Here is a 16391-nt window from a genome sequence, read left to right on the forward strand (position 1 = left end):
CCGACTCGGGCGTGCTCGATGCGCACCCGCCCCTCGGTCAGGCGCCGACGAGCAGCCTCGGGTACTGCGCCTCGACCACGTTCGGGTGGGCGCGGAGCCGGCTCTTCAGCCAGTTCTCGCCGAACACGGCGTGCAGCGGGTTCGCGGGGTCCCTGGTGATGCCGGGCGCCTCGGCGGCGAGCTCGGGTGCGAGCTCGATCGTCGGGATCACGGCGTCGAGTGCCGGCCCGTGGAAGTACGGGATCGAGATGCGCTCGGTGCCGGGTGCGGGGGAGACCACTCGGTGCTTCGTCGCCTTGAGGTAGCCGTCGGTCGCGATCTCGAGCAGTTCGCCGATGTTCACGATGAACGCGCCCGACGGGGCGACGACGTCGATCCACTCGCCGTCCTTCTCGACCTGCAGGCCGGCCTTGCCGTCCTCGACCGAGAGCAGGGTGAGCACGCCCAGGTCCTTGTGGGCGCCGACGCCCTGCGCGGGCTGCTCGGCCGAGACGCCGGGGTAGCGCACGACCTTGAGGTACGGCGACGGGCGCTCGAAGGCGGCGTCGAAGGTGTCGGGCGCGGCCCCGAGCGCCTCGGCCCAGCTGCGAAGGAGGCGTGTGCCGACCTCGTCGAGCCGGGCGATCCACTCCTCGGCGACCGCGCGGAACTCGGGCAGCGCCTCGGGCCACAGGTTCGGCCCCTCGAGGATCCAGTAGTCCGGGGTGTCGGCCGTCATGGTCACGGCCGGGCGCTCGGCGCCGAGGTCGATCTGCTCGCGGATGTCGACGCGACCGAGCGTGCGCTCGCCGCCCATGCGGGTGTACCCGCGGAAGTGCGGGCTCGTGACGTTCTCGATCGCGAGCTTGTGCGACTCGGGCAGGGCGAAGAACGCCCGCGCCGCCGCATACGCGCGATCGACGAGCTCGGTCGGCACGCCGTGGCCGATGAGCGAGAAGAAGCCGACCTCGTGCGTCGCGCGGCGGAGGTCGTCGCGGAACTGCGCCTGCTGCTCGGTCGTGCCGTTGAGCAGTGAGAGGTCGAGAACGGGGATGCCGGACATGGGATGGTCCTTTCGAGTGCCGGGTGGTGCGCCGACGACGCGGCGGCCCCGGCATCCGTTGACGTCGGCTGCGTGGCATCCGGTGTTCGAGATCGATTCGAGATCGGTTCGAGGCGGATGCCGCGGAGCTGACGCGGACGCGTCGGATGCGGCGTGAGCACGGGGCTGCGGTCGGCGGCGCGGGGAATCGCGCCCTGGGGTCGTCGGGGAGACGACCGCCTAGCGGCGACAGCAGCGACAGGTGAGGGTGCTCACGATGTCCGAAACGGTAGCACGGTCGCCGGCGACCGGCTATTCCCCATCAGTGGGGCAGCACGAGCGAGGCCGCGATGGCGAGCATGACGACGGCGATGACGCCGTCGAGCACCCGCCAGGCGCGCGGGGTCGAGAGCACGCGGCCCAGCAGGCGCGCCCCGTAGGCGAGGGCGAAGAACCAGATGAGGGATGCCGCGCCGGCGCCCAGCGCGAACCACCAGCGGCCCTCGGGGCCGTGGCTGTTCGCCACCGATCCCAGCAGGAAGACGGTGTCGAGGTACACGTGCGGATTGAGCCAGGTGAGGGCCAGGCACGTGAGCACGGCGCTCGCGAGGGTGGTACGCGTGGCGATCGCCGGTCGTGCTTCGACGGCGACGGGCGCACCGCGGCCGTCGGCGGAGGGCGTCCCCACACCGTCCGCCGACGGCCCCGGCACGTCCGCCGCCGAGTCGCAGCCGTCGCCCGTGACGAGCACCTCGCCCGTCGGGCGCAGCGCGCGGCGGGCGGCGAGCACGCCGTAGCCGACGAGGAATGCCGCGCCCGCCCACCGGACCACGTCGATGAGCCACGGCACCTGGCCGATGACGAGGCCGATGCCGGAGACCCCGACGACGATGAGCACGAGGTCGCTCACGGCGCAGATCGCGGCGACGGCGAACACGTGCTCGCGCCGGATGCCCTGGCGCAGCACGAACACGTTCTGCGCGCCGATGGCGACGATGAGCGAGAGGCCGAGGCCGAGGCCCGCGAGCACTGAGGAGGCGATCACCTTTCGACGGTACGTCGGCGTCAGGCTGTAATCCAGCTCAAGATCCTTCAGAACCATTAGCATCGCTTCAGATGCACATTCCACTCGACCTCGCCCGCACCCTCGCCGCCGTGATCGACGAGGGCACCTTCGACGCGGCCGCCCGTCGGCTGCGGCTCACGCCCTCGGCCGTGTCGCAGCGCGTGAAGACGCTCGAGCAGCAGCTCGGTCGTGTGCTCGTCGTGCGCTCGAAGCCGGCCCGTGCGACCGGTGCCGGGGCGGCCGTCGTGCGGCTCGCGCGCCAGCTCGCCCTGCTCGAGCACGACGCGCTCGCCGAGTTCGGGCTCGACGCCGATGACGTCGCCACGGCCGACGGGGAGGCGGGCGCGACGGCGTTCCGTCCCGTTCCGATCCCGCTCGCGGTCAACGCCGACTCGCTCGCCACGTGGTTCCTGCCCGCGCTCGCGCGCGTCGCCGAGACGCATCCCGTGGTCTTCGACCTGCACCGCGACGACCAGGACTTCACCGCCGGGCTGCTCGAGTCCGGCACCGTCATGGGGGCGGTGACCTCGCAGGCCACCCCGGTGGCGGGATGCCTCGTGCGCCCGCTCGGCGTCATGCGATACGAGGCCGTGGCCACGCCGGGGTTCGTCGGCCGCTGGAGCGACCGAGCCCGCCACGAGGCATCCGCCCTGCCCGACTGGATCGCCCGTGCGCCACTCGTCGACTTCGACCGGCGCGACCACCTGCAGCACGACGCGCTGCGCGCGGCCGGCCTCGACCCCGAGCGCGCCCCGCGCCACTACGTTCCGGCCTCGAACGACTTCGCGAACGCCGTGAAGCTCGGGCTCGGCTGGGGCATGCTGCCCGAGTTCCAGTCGTCCGCCGAACTCGACCGCGGCGAGCTCGTGCGACTCGGCGGGGCGCCCGTCGACGTGCCGCTGCACTGGCAGCAGTGGAACCTCAGTTCGCCCCTGCTCGACGCCGTCGCCGACGCGCTCGCCGTCGAGGCGCGGCGTGCGCTCGGCTGAGCCGCCCGGGCGTTCTCCAGTGCTGGCACGCATGCGGCCGGGGCGGCGGCTCCGCTAGCGTCGCGTGCGACCGGGGGCTGGGAGGGGCCCATGAAGACCTGGGAGGTCGCCGCCCTGGTGGCAGCGGCGACCCTCGCCGCGATCGCAGCCGCCTACGGCGTCGGCATGCTCGCCGGCGTGCAGGCCGGAGCGTCGGGTGCGGCTCCGATCGGGCGGGAGCCGCCGGGCCTGCATGCCGGTGTCGCCGGCCCCGCGGGAGTCGTGGGCCTCGAGCGGGCCATCTACCTGCGCAACGTCGACGTCGTGCTCGGGCCGGGTTGAGCCGGGCGCGCCCAGACGCGCAGCGGGCCGACGCGCCGGAAGCCCGCATCGAGCGCATCGTCGAGGGCGCCATCCGACTCGTAGCCGACGACCGGCAGCCCCGGCCACCGTGCTCCGGCCTCGCGTCGGAGCGCACGGTACAGTCCCTGGCCACCGCCGAAGGCGTTCGAGAGCCCGACGACCTCGCCCGTGCGGTTGAGCACGCCGCCCGCGGTGACCGCGGCCTGCACCGACGCCCGACTCGACCCGGGCCCGGCCGACCCGAGCACCACCACCTCGGCTGCCCCGAGCAACGGCTCGGCGAACGCGTCGGGGAGGCCGTGGGCGCCCGCCCACCGCGCGAGCCCGGCGGCCGTCGTCACTGTGACGAGTGCGGGGTCGCCGGGATCGGTGCCGTTCGACGACGAGTCGTGCGCGTCGGCGACGATCCAGGTCGCGTCGAACAGCGGCGCCCAGCCGGCGGCGCCCGGATCGAGGTCGGCGAACGAGTCCTTCAGGCTCGTCGCGTCGGGCGCGAGCATCGCGAGCACGGTCGCCGTGTCGAGCCCGGGTTCGACGGTCACCGCCTCGGGATAGCCGAGCGGCGTCGGCGCCTCCGCCACCCACAGGGCGCCGCCGAGGGCGAAGCCCGATGCGATCCCGTGGCTCGCGGCGACCGCTCGGCACCACTCCGCGTTGTTGCGTGCTGCGAGGCGTGCGAGCCGGGCGTCGCCGCGAGGCATCCCGCCTAGCCGAACAGTCGCTGCAGGCGCTGCACGCCCTCGAGCAGCGGCTCGTCACCGAGCGCGTAGCTGAGGCGGAGGAACCCGGACGGCCCGAACGCCTCGCCGGGAACGGCGGCGACCTCGGCCTGGTCGAGGATGAGGTCGGCGAGCTCCAGCGACGAGGTCGGCGTGACGCCGCCCCACTCGCGGCCGAGGAGGCCGGTCACGTCGGGGTAGACGTAGAACGCGCCCTCGGGCACCGGCACCGTCATGCCGTCGATCTTCGAGAGCTCGGCGACGATCAGGCGGCGTCGGCGGTCGAAGGCGCGGCGCATCTCCTCCACCGGCTCCTGCGGGCCGGTGAGGGCGGCGATCGCGGCGCGCTGCGAGATGTTCGAGACGTTCGACGAGAGGTGCGACTGGAGGTTCGCGGCGCCCTTGATCACGTCGGCGGGGCCGACCATCCAGCCGAGGCGCCACCCCGTCATGGCGTAGGTCTTGGCGACGCCGTTGACGAGGATCGCCTGGTTCGCGAGCCCCGGCACGGCCTCGACGATCGAGACGGCGCGCGGGGCGGGGCTGCCGACCTCGGAGTCGAGCGAGCCGTAGGTCAGGTTCTGGTAGATCTCGTCGGCGATGACCCAGATGCCGTGCTCGAGCGCCCACTCGCCGATCGCCTTCACCTGCTCGGGCGCGTACACCGCGCCGGTCGGGTTCGACGGCGAGACGAACAGCAGCACCTTCGTACGCTCGGTGCGCGCGGCCTCGAGCTGCTCGACCGTGACGAGGTAGCCCTGGTCGCTGCCCGCGAACACGTCGACCTGGCGGCCGCCCGCGAGCTTGATCGCCTCGGGGTAGGTGGTCCAGTACGGGGTGGGCACGAGCACCTCGTCGCCCTCGTCGAGCAGCACCTGGAAGGCCTGGTAGACGGCCTGCTTGCCGCCGTTGGTCACGACCACCTGCGATGCGGATGCCTCGAGGCCCGAGTCGCGCGCGGTCTTCGCCGCGATCGCCTCGCGCAGGTCGGGCAGTCCCGCGGCAGGCGTGTAGCGGTAGTTCTTGGGGTCGCGCGTGGCCGCGAGGGCGGCCTCGACGATGTGCTCGGGGGTCGCGAAGTCGGGCTCGCCGGCGGCGTACGAGATGACCGGGCGGCCCTCGGCCTGGAGCGCCTTCGCCTTCGCATCGACCTTCAGGGTCGCGGACTCGGCGATGGCGGCGATACGGGCGGACAGGCGCGGCTTCTCGGTCACAGGGGTGAGTCTAATCGCGTGGCCGCGTGGCCGTGAGGGGCGTTTCGATCGGTGTCGTCCGGCCCTCCGGACGGTCTGCCCGGGCACGGGCGAGCGGATGCCTCGGCGCCGTGCCGAGGCATCCGCCCGTGCTCCTCGACGTCAGCCGACGGTGGCGGCGATGTCGGGCTGGTCGCTGAAGATGCCGTCCATGCCGGCACCGACGAACACCGCGATCTCGCCCGCGAGGTCGCCCGGCGCGATCGGGTCGGCCGACGAGCGGAACTCCGCCGGGAGGAACTGGTTCTCGAGGCGGAAGGTCCAGCCGTGCACCGCGAGCCCGGCCGCGTGGGCATCGGCGATGACCGGCTTCGGCGCACCGAGCGTGCCCGCCGCCGTGCGCGGGATCATGACCGACTTCTCGAGGCCGACGCCGTCGGCGTAGCCGGCGATCTCGGCGAGCCCGGCGGGCGTGACGAGGTCGGCGTACGTGCGCGGGTCGCCCGCGGCCGTGAAGTCGTACGGGCGGCCCGAGGCGCTCACGAGCTGGGCGAGGGCGACCTCGGTCATGCCGTCGAGCTCCTGCAGGTTCGAGACCTCGAAGCTCTGCACGATCACGGGTGCGTCGGCGTCGTCGACGCCGTTCGCCTGCAGGGCGGCGACGAGGGGCTCCTCGAGCGAGAGGCCGATCGAGTCGAAGTAGGTCGGGTGCTTCGTCTCGGGGTAGACGCCGACCTGCCGGCCGTCGCAGCTGATCGAGTGGCGGGCGAGGTCGATGACCTCGTCGAGGGTCGGCACCTGGTAGAGCCCGTCGAACGCGGTGTTGGCGGGGCGGGTCTGCGGCAGCCGCTCCTTCGCCCGCAGGCTGCGGAGCTCCGCGAGCGTGAAGTCCTCGGTGAACCAGCCGGTGACCTTCGCGCCGTCGATGGTCTTCGTGGCCTTCCGGCCCGCGAACTCCGGGCGGGCGGCGACGTTCGTGGTGCCGCTGATCTCGTTCTCGTGGCGGGCGACGAGCACGCCGTCCTTCGTCGAGACCACGTCGGGCTCGATGTAGTCGGCGCACTGCACGATCGCCTGCTCGTACGAGGCGAGCGTGTGCTCGGGGCGGTGGCCGCTCGCGCCCCGGTGGCCGATGACGGTCACCTGCTCGGGCTCGATCTTCGTGCGGCCGAGGTCGATCACGGCGAACTCGGTGTCGTCGGGCGTGCCCGGCACGCGGGCGTCGTTGCCGGGGTAGTTGTTGTCGTTGCCGATGAGCAGGCGTCCGTCCTTCAGCTGCACGATCGTCTCGAACGACTGCACGGGCAGCGAGAACACCTCGCCCGTGCCGTAGCCGTCGCCGGCGCCGATGCCGTCGGGGTTCGCGATGCGGAGGGCGTCGAGCACGAGCGTCTTCTCGAGGTGGCCCTCGGCGTCGGCGCGCTTCAGGTCGACCTGGTAGACGCGCTTCGTGACCGACTGCTCGCCCTCGAAGTCGTCGCGCTCGACGACGAGCAGCACGCCGTTCCTGACCGTGAACGCGTCGCCGACGACGTTCGCCTCCTGGTCGGTCTGGTAGTTCCACGTGCGCCCGGTGTAGGCGCCGCGCTTGGTGTCGAACTCGTGCACCTCGCGCCGGCGCAGGTCGGCGTCGTCGGTGTACGAGCCCTCGACGATCGGGTAGAGGTAGCGCCCGTTCACCGAGCCCGCGAGCGCCTCGAAGCCGCGGCTCGCGCGCACCCGCGGCGTCTCTCCTGCGGCGAGGTACGGGTTCTGCGGCGACTTCGCGCCGTCGAGCGAGAAGGGCTTCTCGAGGAGGGTGCCCTCGGCGTCGAAGTGCAGCAGGAAGGGCCCGAACTCCTCGCCGACCCAGAAGCTGCCGTCCTTCGCGCGCACGACCGACTCGATGTCGAAGTCGGCCCCCGTGAGCAGCCGCTCGTCGGTGTCGCCGTTGACGATCGGGAAGTCGAGCACGCCGTTGCGGTCGTTGTACGAGATGAAGCGCTCCACCTCGAGCGCGCCGTCGCCGCCCTCGGCGGTCTGCCAGGCCGGTCGCACGAGGTAGTTGCGCAGCAGGAAGTCGGCGGAGTTGCCCTTCGAGCCGAACCCGTTGTCGGGCTGGGCCCAGAACGTGCCGTCGCCGTTCTCGATCACGGCGGAGAATCCGGGGATGACCTGGCCGTCCCACGGGCCCTGACGGCCGTTCGCGGCGGAGGCGAGCGCGCCCGAGGCAGGACCTTCGGCGAGGAAGTCGGCCGACAGGGTGGCCCGGGCGACGAGCGTGGGCTCGAACGACTGCATGGGCGAGGTCGGGGTGGTCTGCCCGTTGCCGACGGCCTGGGCGGCCGGGGCGGCGAGCAGCAGGGCGGCCGCCGTGGCGGTCGCGGCGGTGACGGCGATGGCGCGCGGCAGGGCGCGTCGCGTGAGGTTTCGGCTCATGCCGCGAGCCAATCGGCCCCGGTCTGCGACCCCGTGTCGGCCAGGCGACCGTTCGGCGACGACCCGGTGAACGGATGCCTCGTCTGAATGGATGCCCCGTGCCGCGGCCTCGCGTCCGTGGCTCTGGCGGTGGCGGAGATCTCGGGCTAGAGGTTCTGGCCGATGTCCCAGAGCCGGTCGGGTCGCCCGTCGATCGCCTCGGAGACGGCGAGCGCCTGGTCGTCGGAGAGCGACGCGACGTAGTCGACGACACCGCGGCCGACGCCGAGCCGCAGCAGGTCGGCCGACTCGGGCACCGGCACTCCCTCGGGGCGCGTGCGGCGCAGTTGCGCGTAGCCGTCGGTCGCGATCTCGATGAGCTCGCGCAGCCGCTGGGGCACCCGGTGCCGGTCGTACTCGTCGGTCGCCCAGGCGGTCAGCCCCTTCACGGCACGCGTGAGCACGCGGCTGAGGCCCCGCTGGTACATGGCGATGTCGGCGCGGTCGAGGATGAAGTGCCGGTGCACGAACTTCAGGATCTCGACCTCGTGCCAGGCGCCCCGGTCGAGCGTCACGAGGCCCGTGCGGGCGACGCCGTCGGGTGCGGGCACGACCGAGGTCTGGAGGTGACCGATCCAGCGGTTCGTGAACGACGACAGCGCCCGTTCCGAGGCGATCGAGCCGTCGAAGGGCGTCGCGAGCAGGCCGTCGACGAGGTCGTCGGCGACGACGTCGACCGCGGCCGCGAACGCGTCGTCGTCGGCGATCCACGCGTCGGAGCGACGCAGCTTGCGCCGCAGTGCCTCGAGGGCGGCGCCCGCCGGCGCGCTGCGCTGCAGGAGGGCCTCGTCGTCGAGCTCGCGCAGGGCGCTCGAGTCCTCCATCCACCCGCGGAACTCGCGGGCGACCGCGCCCTGGCTGAGCAGGCCGGCGCGGTAGAAGTCGTCGACGTCGTGGATCGAGTAGGCGATGTCGTCGGCGGTGTCCATGATCGAGCACTCGAGCGACTGCACCATCGGCGCGAGGCCCCTGCGCGCCTCGGCGAGGTCGGCCGCGTCGAGGTCGTACGCCGAGAACTTCGCCGCCTCGACGCTCTCCCCGCTCCGGCGCCAACCGCGCGGCAGCCCGCCGTCGGCGAACGGCGCCGGCGAGGCGAACCGGGTCCACGGGTACTTCGCGACGGCCGCCCGCACCGCCGACGTGAGGTTGAGGCCGTGCGGCGCGGCCGCGCACACGTCGAGGGTGGCGATGATGCGGTAGCTCTGCGCGTTGCCCTCGAATCCGTCGGGGAGGTCGAGCGTCTCGCGGGCGAGGCGGTCGAGCACGCGCTCGCCGAGGTGCCCGAACGGCGGGTGCCCGAGGTCGTGCGCGCTCGCCGCCGCCTGGACGACGACGGCGTCGCAGCCGTGCTCCGTCGCGAGCGCGTGCGCCGGCGACGAGGCGTCCGCGAAGCCGACCGCGATCGCGCGTGCGACCGCGGTGACCTTGATGGAGTGGGTGAGCCGGTTGTGGATGAGGGGGCCGGCGCCCGGTTGCGCGATGACCTGCGTGACCGCCGACAGCCGCGAGAAGTAGGGGGAGAACCGGATGCGCTCGAGGTCGAGACGGAACTGCGAGTGCTCGCCGACGACCTCGACGCTCGAGCTCGGCTCGGGGGTGCGGCGGGCGGCGCGGTCGGGGCTCATGGTCCCAATGTAGGCGTCGGTTCGCGCGAGGCGCTCGCGTCGCCTACACTGATGGAGGTTGCTCGCCTCGGCAAAGATTCACTGCGCCCGAAATCGCGACTCGATCGAATCGAGTTTCGTTGCGGTCGTGTGAAGCGGAGCCGGGCTGGCGATTCCGAGGCGTCCCGTGCAAGCGGGGCCCTAGGGCGGTGGCTCAATTGGTAGAGCAGCGGTCTCCAAAACCGCAGGTTGCAGGTTCGAGTCCTGTCCGCCCTGCGAGCCGGCAGTGATTGCCGGCCCACGAAAGGTGTACGAGGTGGCACGAAAAGTTATCGACGAACCCAGTGAGGACGTCGTCGCCAACGCGAAGCGCGATCGCGCAGCGCGTCGGAACCCCTTTTCGCGCATCGCCCTGTTCATCCGGCAGGTCATCGCTGAGCTGAAGAAGGTCGTCACCCCCACGCGGAGGGAGCTTGTCAGCTTCACGGTCGTGGTGCTCGTGTTCGTCATCATCATGATGGCGCTCGTCTGGGGCCTCGACCAGCTGTTCGGATGGCTGGTGCTGTACGTCTTCGGAACGACCGGGGTCTGATCGGGCCTTCGGCCGCACGACCCGCTGGGCGCCGGGGGCGCACGAAGAGAAGGATCGAGAAGTGTCAAGGACTGAGCGCGACGACGTCGACTGGGCTACGGCTGCCGAGCAGTCGGCTGAAGACGACGAGGCGCAGACGGGCAGCGTCAACGAGCACGAGGAGCAGTCCTCGGAGCCGGCCGAGCACCGTGCCGTGCACCTCGTCGACGACGAGGGCAACGACATCGACCTCGAGGCGGTCCTCGACGCGATCGCCGAGGCGGGCGACCCCGAGGCCGACGCCGTCGTCGACGACGCCCTCGACATCGACTCGCCCGAAGAGGCCGAGGCCGCACTCGAGGCGGTCGAAGAAGAGGCCGACAGCGAGTTCGACCCGTACGAGGAGTTCCGCAACGAGCTGCGCTTCCTCCCGGGCAAGTGGTACGTCATCCACTCGTACGCGGGCTTCGAGCGCCGCGTGAAGGCGAACATCGAGCAGCGCCGCGAGTCGATGGCGATGGCCGACTACATCTACCAGGTCGAAGTGCCGATGGAAGACGTGGTCGAGATCAAGAACGGCCAGCGCAAGATGGTCACCCGCGTGCGCATCCCGAGCTACGTGCTCGTCCGCATGGAGCTGAACGAGGAGAGCTGGTCGGTCATCCGCCACACTCCGGGCGTCACCGGCTTCGTGGGCAACGCGCACAACCCGACCCCGCTGCGCTTCGAAGAGGCCTTCGGCATGCTGAAGAGCCTCGTCGAGCCCAAGGACGTCGCGCCCGCCAAGGGTGCGAAGGCCGGTGCCGCGTCCGGCGCAGCCCGTCAGATCCCCGCCGAGGTCGACTTCGAGATCGGCGAGACGATCACCATCAAGGACGGCTCGTTCGCGGGCCTGCCCGGCACGATCAGCGAGATCAAGCCCGAGAGCGGCAAGCTCACCGTGCTCGTCTCGCTCTTCGAGCGCGAGACCCCCGTCGAGCTCAGCTTCGACCAGGTCACCAAGCTCTAAGATCCCCAGAAGCTCCACAGCCGACCCTCCGGTATACTCGGAGGGTTGTGCTGCGTTCGGCCCCGCCGAACCCGCACGAACCACCGCCCTCCGGAACCGCCGGAGCGACGGGAGAGTGCCCGCCAGGGCGTTCGAACAGAAAGAGAGAAATCATGGCACCGAAGAAGAAGGTCACTGGTCTGATCAAGCTTCAGATCAACGCCGGCGCCGCCAACCCCGCACCGCCCATCGGTCCGGCGCTGGGTCAGCACGGCGTGAACATCATGGAGTTCTGCAAGGCCTACAACGCGGCGACCGAGTCGCAGCGCGGCAACGTGATCCCCGTCGAGATCACGGTCTACGAGGACCGCTCCTTCACCTTCGTCCTGAAGACCCCGCCCGCCGCCGAGCTCATCAAGAAGGCCGCCGGCGTCGCCAAGGGCTCGGGCGTCCCGCACACGACCAAGGTCGGCAAGCTCACGCAGGACCAGGTCCGCGCGATCGCCGAGCAGAAGATGGTCGACCTCAACGCGAACGACCTCGACGCCGCGTCGAAGATCATCGCGGGCACCGCTCGCTCGATGGGCATCACGGTCGAATAAGGCCGGTCGTCCCGGGGTCTCGTTCCGCGCTTCGCGCGACTCGACCACCGGGGCAGGATGCCTCGGCCGAGGCATCCGTCTTCAGAACTCTCATTCGTGGCAGCGCCCGCCAGGCGCGATGACCACACTCTCGCAAGGAGAACCAACATGGCACAGAAGTCCAAGGCCTACCGGGCCGCGGCCGAGAAGATCGAGGCCGGCAAGTACTACACCCCGACCGACGCGGTTGCGCTCGCGAAGCAGACCGGCTCGGCGAAGTTCGACTCGACCGTCGAGGTCGCGCTGAAGCTCGGCGTCGACCCCCGCAAGGCCGACCAGATGGTGCGCGGCACCGTCATCCTCCCGCACGGCACCGGTAAGACCGCCCGCGTCATCGTCTTCGCGACGGGCCCCGCGGCCGAGGCCGCCATCGCGGCCGGCGCCGACGAGGTCGGCGGCGCCGAGCTCATCGAGAAGGTCGCCGCGGGCTACACCGCGTTCGACTCGGCCGTCTCGACCCCCGAGCTCATGGGCCAGGTCGGCCGTCTCGGCAAGGTGCTCGGCCCGCGCGGCCTGATGCCGAACCCGAAGACCGGCACGGTCACCCCGAACGTCGGCCAGGCCGTCTCCGACATCAAGGGCGGCAAGATCGAGTTCCGCGTCGACAAGCACGCCAACGTGCACTTCGTCGTCGGCAAGTCGTCGTTCTCGGCCGAGCAGCTCGACGACAACCTCAAGGCCGCCCTCGAAGAGGTCATGCGTCTCAAGCCGTCGAGCTCGAAGGGCCGCTACATCCAGAAGGGCGCCGTGTCGACCACGTTCGGCCCCGGCATCCCGCTGGACGTCAACGCCATCTGACCCACTCGGTGATCGAGGAGCGCACGGCGCGTCTCGAGATCCACGAAGGCCCCGCCGGTTCGCCGGCGGGGCCTTCGTCGTTCCCTCTCGGGAGCGGTCGGGTCAGTGCGGGAGCGCGTCGTGGTGCGCCTGCATGCTGGGCCGGATGGCGAGCACGGCGGCGACGAGCGCGACCGCACCGCAGATCCACGACATCCAGGCGGCCCCGAACGTCATGGGGTCGGCGTAGCCGCCCATCCACGGCGAGATGAGGAGCAGCGCGCCGAGTGCCGCCTGGATGTACTCCATCGCGACGAGGCCGGGTGCGGCGAGGTTCACGACTCCGGAGACGACCAGCAGGGCGCCCAGCACGAGCATCAGGGCGACCGAGGCGCCCATCGGGGGAACGAACAGCGTCGAGATCATCGCGGCTGCACCCGCGGCGATCGCGACCCAGTCCTCCCAGCGAGTCCACTTCTTCATAGAAACCAGCCTCCTCAAGGTGGTGGCTCCCGATCAGGGGGTCGATTCAACGGTATTCCCGACCGATCGTCCGGTCAATATGTCTCGAGCGGCGTCGAGACGCCCCGGGATGCCTCGTGCGCGGCGCCGGCCGCGAGCAGGACACCCCGGCTCGGCGTCGGGCCCTCGACGAGCGGGCTCGGCCCGCTCGATCGTGGGTCACCGCACGATGAGGAAGCCATCGTCGTCGTCGCGGGGCTCGAGTTCGTCGACCGCGACGCCGGTCACCTGCGAGCCGGGCGGGCCCTGCTCGAGCCGCCGGATCATCTCGCGGACCGCGCGCGACGGCCCCTGCACCTCGGCCTCGACGGTGCCGTCGGGCAGGTTGCGGACCCAGCCGGTGATCGCGAGGCGCTCGGCGTGCTTGCGTGCGAGGTAGCGGTAGCCGACGCCCTGCACGGCGCCGCTCACGATGACGTGCCGACGGATCACCCGCTCACCATACACGCGCGGTGAGCGAACGCACTCCGGGGGTGCTTCCCGCTGATTCGAGCCCTCGAACGGCCTGGGCACGGCGGAGATGCACCCCCGGAGTGGAGGAGCGGGCGGAGGTCAGCCCGCCGTCGGGGCGTTCACCGCGGCGACGGCGCCGGTGCGGGCGCGGATCTCGTCGGCGACCGCGATCGCATCGCCCGCCGGGGCGTCGGACTTGCGGTCGGGGCGGGCGATGAAGAGATACAGCAGGCCGCTCACGACGACGACGCCGAGGCCGATGAGCACGATCCAGTCGGTGAAGAACGTGCCGCTCGTTCCCGGCGTCGCGAGCAGGATCATCGCGAAGACACCGTAGGCGAGGGCGACGATGTTCACGATCAGGCCGAGTCCGCCGAGCGAGAACGGGCCGGCCGGCTTCCACCCCTTGAGTCGCTGGCGCAGGGCCGCGAGCACGACCATCTGGAACGCGACGTAGATGCCGAGCACCGCGAACGAGGTCACGGCGGTGAGCAGTGTCGCCTCGAAGTAGATGAGCACCGCGAGGATGACCGGGATCGTGCACGCGACGATGAGGGCGTTCGTCGGCACCTTGCTGCGGGGCGAGACCTTCGAGAGCCAGCGGTGGCCCGGGATCATGCCGTCACGGGCGAACGAGTAGAGCAGACGGCTCGCGGCGGCCTGCAGGCTCAGCACGCAGCTGATGAACGCGGTGACCGCGACCACGAGGAAGACCTTCGCACCGACGGGGCCGAGGGTCGCCTCGAGGATGCCCGGGATCGGGTCCATGTCGTCGCCGGCGACGATCGACGCGAGGTCGGGCGCGGCGAGCACGTAACCGCCGAAGGAGAAGAGCGCCGAGACGCCGCCGACGAGGATCGTCATGATCATCGCCTTGGGGATGCGGCGGGCCGGGTTCGCGACCTCTTCGGCGACATCGCCGCAGGCCTCGAATCCGTAGAAGAGGAAGAGGCCCGCGAGCGCGGCGCCGAGGAACGCCGCCGCGTAGCTGCCGTCGCCCTCGACGCCCATCGTGTCGAAGAACACGCCGAACTCCTGCTTGCGCTGGAAGATCAGGAGGTACAGGCCCACGCCGATGACGCCGACGAGCTCGGCGGCGAGGCCGATCTGCGCGACCCGGGCGAGGGTCTTCGTGCCCGAGAAGTTGAAGACCAGGGCGAGCACGAGCAGGCCGAGCGTGAGCAGCAGCGTCGACATCGGCGTGATCTCGATGCCGAGCAGGCTCGCGAGGAAGCCCGAGCCGTACTCCGACACCGCGGTGATCGTGACGATCATGGCCCAGATGTAGACCCATGCGGCCATCCAGGCGTAGCGACGACCCCAGAGCCGCCGGGCCCACGGGTAGATGCCGCCGTGGATCGGGTACTGCGAGACGACCTCGCCGAACACGAGCGACACGAGCAGCTGCCCGGCGCCGACGATGACGATCCACCAGATCGAGGGCGGACCGCCGACCGAGAGGGCGAGCGCGAACAGCGAGTACACGCCCACGAGGGGAGAGAGATAGGTGAAGCCGAGCGCGAAGTTCGCCCAGAGGCTCATCGAGCGGTTGAAGGAGCCCTCGTAGCCGAGGACCCCGAGGTGCTCGTCGTCGCCGAGGTGGTTCGGCGGGGTGGTTTCTTGCGACATGTCGCCCTTTCGATCGACGCTGATCTCGCGCCCGCCCCCCTCGGGCGCACGGTACCGGGACAGCTTAGCCATACCTGCGGCAGTAAAGCTATAGCACTAGATGATTAATCGGGATGCCTCCGGCGGGGCGCCGTGGCAGGATGCCGACATGGGAACCGTCATCGACTACCTGGCCGCGATCGACGGTGAGAACCGCGTCGCGCTCGAGCACGTGATCGCCGTCGCGCGTGAGCTCTCGCCCGACGCGACCGAGGGTGAGAGCTACGGCATGCCGGCCCTGCTGCACCGCGGCAAGGCGCTCGTCGCGGCGCTCGAGGCCAAGAAGCACCTGGGCCTCTACCCGTTCAGCGGGCAGATCCTGCCGGGCCTCGCGACCGAACTCGACGCCGCCGGACTGAACTGGTCGCCGGGTGCGCTCCAGTTCACGGCGCAGCATCCCGTGCCCGACGACCTGCTGCGCCGCATCCTGGGCGAGCGCATCGCGCAGATCGACGCGCAGCTCGACAAGAAGCGGGGCTGAGACGACGGATGCCCGGGCGCTCGCCCGGGCATCCGTCGGTCGACCCCGTCTCCGCGGGGTCGGTCGACCTCGTCTACGCGGCCTCGGCGACCTCCGCGGTGAGGCGGGCGCGCAGCGCGCCGAGTTCGTCGTCGGCGAGGCCCGCGGCGCCGAGATATCCGGCTGCGCCGCCGTGCTCGCGGTCGATCCAGCCGAGGGCGGCCTCGATGGCCTCGGGCGGGGTGCCGGTGACGAGCGTCTCGAGCTCGGGGGTCAGCGGAATGCCGAACGAGGCCACCATGTGCAGCATGCCGTCGGCCCACGCGCCCGACAGGTTGGCCTGCGATGCCGCGTAGTCGGCGACGACCGCGTCGCGCTCCACCCCGACGGCGTCGAGCATGAGCGCCGTCGCGACGCCGGTGCGGTCCTTGCCGGCGGTGCAGTGCACGAGCACGCCCGTGGGTGCGGCGTCGTTCGACGCCGCGATGAGCCGGGCGACGCGCGCGAACGCCGCGCCGCCGTGCTGCAGCATGCCGACGTACAGGTCGCCGAGCGACGGAATGGCGGCCGTCGTCTCGGCGGCCGACGGGGCCCCGCCCTTCATGAGCTGCTGCATCGAATCGGCGACGGCGCCCTCGAGGATCGAGAGGTCGACGACCGAGAACGGGCGCGAGTCGGGCACGAGGTCGGGTGCTGACTCGCGCTCGGCGGGCGTGCGGAAGTCGACGATCACGCCGACCTGCGTCGCCGCGAGCTCGTCGAGCCCCTGCGCGCTCAGCGCGGAGAGTGCGGCGGAGCGGAAGAGCACGCCGCTTCGCGTCGTGCCGCCGCCCTGCAGCGGCATGCCGCCCGTGTCGCGGAAGTTGACCAGGCCGTCGATGCTCACAGTTCCCCCAGTTCGTGCAGCGTTGCGGCGACGC

At 71.3% G+C, this 16391-nt stretch carries 17 protein-coding genes and 1 tRNA gene; 8 read left to right on the plus strand and 10 right to left on the minus strand.

Annotated features, from left to right (window positions below):
* Positions 1-37: 37 nt before the first annotated feature.
* Positions 38-1042, minus strand: coding sequence for an isopenicillin N synthase family dioxygenase (locus PX701_RS10390; protein ID WP_275506243.1), 1005 nt, complete (start codon positions 1040-1042; stop codon positions 38-40).
* Positions 1043-1343: 301 nt separating this feature from the next.
* On the minus strand, positions 1344-2063 hold the full coding sequence (lysE, locus tag PX701_RS10395; RefSeq protein WP_275506786.1) for an L-lysine exporter: 720 nt from the start codon (positions 2061-2063) through the stop codon (positions 1344-1346).
* A 74-nt stretch (positions 2064-2137) separates the two neighbouring features.
* Between lysE and PX701_RS10400 the strand changes: the two genes are divergently transcribed.
* Both PX701_RS10400 and PX701_RS10405 read left to right on the plus strand, forming a co-directional pair.
* Complete coding sequence (locus PX701_RS10400) at positions 2138-3076, plus strand: LysR family transcriptional regulator ArgP (RefSeq protein WP_275506244.1); 939 nt, start codon at positions 2138-2140, stop codon at positions 3074-3076.
* 90 nt (positions 3077-3166) lie between these two features.
* Positions 3167-3397, plus strand: coding sequence for a hypothetical protein (locus PX701_RS10405; protein WP_275506245.1), 231 nt, complete (start codon positions 3167-3169; stop codon positions 3395-3397).
* Here PX701_RS10405 and PX701_RS10410 read toward each other — a convergent pair.
* The 4 genes from PX701_RS10410 to dgt all read right to left on the minus strand — a co-directional run bounded on the left by PX701_RS10410 (position 3358) and on the right by dgt (position 9412).
* Entirely contained in the window at positions 3358-4119 is a 762-nt protein-coding gene (locus tag PX701_RS10410; RefSeq protein ID WP_231432159.1) for a hypothetical protein, read from the minus strand. The genes PX701_RS10405 and PX701_RS10410 overlap by 40 nt on opposite strands.
* Positions 4120-4124: 5 nt before the next feature.
* Entirely contained in the window at positions 4125-5351 is a 1227-nt protein-coding gene (locus PX701_RS10415) for a pyridoxal phosphate-dependent aminotransferase (protein WP_231432158.1), read from the minus strand.
* A gap of 141 nt (positions 5352-5492) precedes the next feature.
* A complete protein-coding gene (locus tag PX701_RS10420; RefSeq protein ID WP_275506246.1) occupies positions 5493-7748 on the minus strand; it encodes an esterase-like activity of phytase family protein in 2256 nt (751 codons plus the stop codon).
* 146 nt (positions 7749-7894) lie between these two features.
* Positions 7895-9412 carry a dGTP triphosphohydrolase gene (gene dgt, locus PX701_RS10425; protein ID WP_231432155.1) on the minus strand — a complete coding sequence of 506 codons (1518 nt, stop codon included), beginning with the start codon at positions 9410-9412 and terminating at the stop codon, positions 7895-7897.
* A 182-nt stretch (positions 9413-9594) separates the two neighbouring features.
* Here dgt and PX701_RS10430 point away from each other — a divergent pair.
* The 5 genes from PX701_RS10430 to rplA all read left to right on the plus strand — a co-directional run bounded on the left by PX701_RS10430 (position 9595) and on the right by rplA (position 12389).
* Positions 9595-9667, plus strand: a tRNA-Trp gene (locus PX701_RS10430).
* Between the two features lie 40 nt (positions 9668-9707).
* Positions 9708-9983, plus strand: a complete 276-nt coding sequence (gene secE / locus PX701_RS10435) for a preprotein translocase subunit SecE (RefSeq protein WP_231432154.1) — start codon at positions 9708-9710, stop codon at positions 9981-9983.
* 61 nt (positions 9984-10044) lie between these two features.
* Positions 10045-10971 carry a transcription termination/antitermination protein NusG gene (gene nusG, locus PX701_RS10440; protein ID WP_231432152.1) on the plus strand — a complete coding sequence of 309 codons (927 nt, stop codon included), beginning with the start codon at positions 10045-10047 and terminating at the stop codon, positions 10969-10971.
* Between the two features lie 152 nt (positions 10972-11123).
* Entirely contained in the window at positions 11124-11552 is a 429-nt protein-coding gene (gene rplK / locus PX701_RS10445) for a 50S ribosomal protein L11 (protein WP_149160049.1), read from the plus strand.
* Between the two features lie 147 nt (positions 11553-11699).
* Entirely contained in the window at positions 11700-12389 is a 690-nt protein-coding gene (gene rplA / locus PX701_RS10450) for a 50S ribosomal protein L1 (RefSeq protein ID WP_231432150.1), read from the plus strand.
* Positions 12390-12491: 102 nt separating this feature from the next.
* Here rplA and PX701_RS10455 read toward each other — a convergent pair whose 3' ends face one another.
* The 3 genes from PX701_RS10455 to PX701_RS10465 all read right to left on the minus strand — a co-directional run bounded on the left by PX701_RS10455 (position 12492) and on the right by PX701_RS10465 (position 14972).
* Complete coding sequence (locus PX701_RS10455; RefSeq protein ID WP_231432149.1) at positions 12492-12851, minus strand: SPW repeat domain-containing protein; 360 nt, start codon at positions 12849-12851, stop codon at positions 12492-12494.
* A 198-nt stretch (positions 12852-13049) separates the two neighbouring features.
* Entirely contained in the window at positions 13050-13322 is a 273-nt protein-coding gene (locus PX701_RS10460; RefSeq protein WP_231432147.1) for an acylphosphatase, read from the minus strand.
* A gap of 120 nt (positions 13323-13442) precedes the next feature.
* Positions 13443-14972, minus strand: coding sequence for an APC family permease (locus PX701_RS10465; RefSeq protein ID WP_275506247.1), 1530 nt, complete (start codon positions 14970-14972; stop codon positions 13443-13445).
* A 148-nt stretch (positions 14973-15120) separates the two neighbouring features.
* On the opposite strand from PX701_RS10465, the gene PX701_RS10470 reads away from it, so the two are divergent.
* Positions 15121-15492 carry an iron chaperone gene (locus PX701_RS10470; RefSeq protein ID WP_275506248.1) on the plus strand — a complete coding sequence of 124 codons (372 nt, stop codon included), beginning with the start codon at positions 15121-15123 and terminating at the stop codon, positions 15490-15492.
* 73 nt (positions 15493-15565) lie between these two features.
* Here the strand turns inward: PX701_RS10470 and PX701_RS10475 are convergent, their stop codons facing one another.
* Positions 15566-16357 (minus strand): tyrosine-protein phosphatase, encoded by a 792-nt coding sequence (locus PX701_RS10475; RefSeq protein WP_231432144.1) that lies wholly within the window; start codon positions 16355-16357, stop codon positions 15566-15568.
* Positions 16358-16391: the final 34 nt, after the last annotated feature.

The sequence above is a fragment of the Agromyces chromiiresistens genome, from assembly GCF_029167465.1.
GTDB lineage: Bacteria > Actinomycetota > Actinomycetes > Actinomycetales > Microbacteriaceae > Agromyces > Agromyces chromiiresistens.

What these genes read in the sequence shown, in the direction of transcription:
- PX701_RS10390 (WP_275506243.1), bottom strand. Translation starts at nt 1,042, where the DNA reads ATGTCCGGCATCCCCGTTCTCGACCTCTCACTGCTCAACGGCACGACC.
- PX701_RS10400 (WP_275506244.1), top strand. Translation starts at nt 2,138, where the DNA reads ATGCACATTCCACTCGACCTCGCCCGCACCCTCGCCGCCGTGATCGAC.
- PX701_RS10405 (WP_275506245.1), top strand. Translation starts at nt 3,167, where the DNA reads ATGAAGACCTGGGAGGTCGCCGCCCTGGTGGCAGCGGCGACCCTCGCC.
- PX701_RS10410 (WP_231432159.1), bottom strand. Translation starts at nt 4,119, where the DNA reads ATGCCTCGCGGCGACGCCCGGCTCGCACGCCTCGCAGCACGCAACAAC.
- PX701_RS10420 (WP_275506246.1), bottom strand. Translation starts at nt 7,748, where the DNA reads ATGAGCCGAAACCTCACGCGACGCGCCCTGCCGCGCGCCATCGCCGTC.
- dgt (WP_231432155.1), bottom strand. Translation starts at nt 9,412, where the DNA reads ATGAGCCCCGACCGCGCCGCCCGCCGCACCCCCGAGCCGAGCTCGAGC.
- rplK (WP_149160049.1), top strand. Translation starts at nt 11,124, where the DNA reads ATGGCACCGAAGAAGAAGGTCACTGGTCTGATCAAGCTTCAGATCAAC.
- rplA (WP_231432150.1), top strand. Translation starts at nt 11,700, where the DNA reads ATGGCACAGAAGTCCAAGGCCTACCGGGCCGCGGCCGAGAAGATCGAG.
- PX701_RS10455 (WP_231432149.1), bottom strand. Translation starts at nt 12,851, where the DNA reads ATGAAGAAGTGGACTCGCTGGGAGGACTGGGTCGCGATCGCCGCGGGT.
- PX701_RS10465 (WP_275506247.1), bottom strand. Translation starts at nt 14,972, where the DNA reads ATGTCGCAAGAAACCACCCCGCCGAACCACCTCGGCGACGACGAGCAC.
- PX701_RS10470 (WP_275506248.1), top strand. Translation starts at nt 15,121, where the DNA reads ATGGGAACCGTCATCGACTACCTGGCCGCGATCGACGGTGAGAACCGC.